Below are 1489 nucleotides of genomic sequence, written 5' to 3' on the forward strand. Positions count from 1 at the left end.
GCCAGTATAATACAAAGAATGTTTTTTAAAACAACATCTTTGTATTACATGGAGACGGTATGAACCACCCCGCCTGGAACGAACACGGACGCCGGCAACAGCTGGCGCGTTTCGGCTACCGCGCCGATGCGCAAACGCAGGTGCCACTCGACTTCGACGCCGAATGGGGCCGCCTGCAGGCGGACTTCCCTTGCGCACCCGGCCGGCTCGTGCCCACCTACGCAACGCTCGACGCCGCTGCCGCTCAACTCGCCAGGCAGTACATGCGCGACCGCATCCAGCTCGACAGCCTGCTCAACCAATGCGACGCGATCCATGCCGACATCGTTGCCCTGGGACCGCACCCGGACATCATCGAACGCTATGCCAGCGCGCGCGACGCGTTCGAGGACGCGGTCGAACGCTTCGGCGCGCTGCGCGGCCAGCTGCAGCTGGCTCTGGCCGCGGCGGCCAACGCCAGTGACACGCCTGGCGCCGGCGCGCCGACCGATATAATTGGCCCATCCAAGGAGAATTCGTGATGGCGAAGGCGGCAACGACCAAGGCCCGGCAAGTCAGCTGGGAAGAGCTGAGCGCAGGGCTGGCCGGGCAGGTTCCTTTCTCGCCGAAGGCGATCATCAGCACCGTGTTCGGCGACATGCTCTCGCCCGGGCGCGGGTCGGTATGGCTGAGCAGCATCGTGCAACTGGTGAGCGCGTTCGGGCTGGAAGCGTCCCACGTGCGCACCGCCGCGCTCAGGCTGGTGTACGACGGCTGGCTCGATGCGGTGCGCAGTGGCAAATACAGCTACTACTCGCTCAGCAAGGAAACCTTCGAGAATTCTCGGGACTACTTCGAACGCGTCTATGGTGAGCCCAGGTCCGTCTGGGACGGCAGCTGGCAGATCGTGCTGTTCGAGCCCGACAACTTCGACAAGCGGGTCGTGGCCGATCTCAAGCTGCGGCTGCAATGGCTCGGCTTCGGGCCGTTCGCGCCCAATCTTTACGCGGCGCCGGGCAACGACCCCGGCGCCTGCCAGCATCTGGTGCGTGAGCTGAAGATCGAGGGCAAGGTGCAGATACTGAGCGCGACGCCGGCAAGCCAGATGGCGCCGGCGTCGATGCAGGCCACCATCCGCAAAGCCTGGAGCCTGGACGCGGTGGAGGCCGGGTACCGGGACTTCATCGCGCTGTTCGGACCGGTGCAGGCGGCGCTGTCGGAGGGGGAGATTCCGCCGGAAACCGCCTTCCAGGTGCGCACCCTGCTGGTGCTGGCCTATCGCCGCATCGTCTTGCAGGATCCCAAGTTGCCGCTGCAGCTGCTGCCTCCCTCATGGGCCGGCACCGAAGCCTATGCGCTGTGCCGGGCATTGTATTTCCAGCTCCTGCCGCCTTCTGAAATGTTTCTCGCCGAGACGGTGCAGACCAGCGAAGGCACTCTCGCCCCCGTCTCGGACGAGGTATTGCGGCGCTTTGGCGGCACGCCGTCCGCAGCGCCGGCTTTGCAGGGC

General features: G+C 65.3%; 2 protein-coding genes. Both read left to right on the forward strand.

The window, feature by feature from the left end:
- Positions 1–59: 59 nt before the first annotated feature.
- On the forward strand, positions 60–521 hold the full coding sequence (locus CF68_RS34520) for a hypothetical protein (protein ID WP_035827998.1): 462 nt from the start codon (positions 60–62) through the stop codon (positions 519–521).
- Positions 521–1489: PaaX family transcriptional regulator C-terminal domain-containing protein (locus CF68_RS34525; RefSeq protein ID WP_035828000.1), on the forward strand; the 969-nt coding region annotated here is incomplete at its 3' end. The genes CF68_RS34520 and CF68_RS34525, both read left to right, overlap by 1 nt.

This window comes from Cupriavidus sp. SK-4, from assembly GCF_000611125.1.
GTDB lineage: Bacteria > Pseudomonadota > Gammaproteobacteria > Burkholderiales > Burkholderiaceae > Cupriavidus > Cupriavidus necator.

Bases quoted from the DNA above. Each gene is read 5' to 3' on its own strand.
- CF68_RS34520 (WP_035827998.1), top strand. From the start codon at position 60: ATGAACCACCCCGCCTGGAACGAACACGGACGCCGGCAACAGCTGGCG.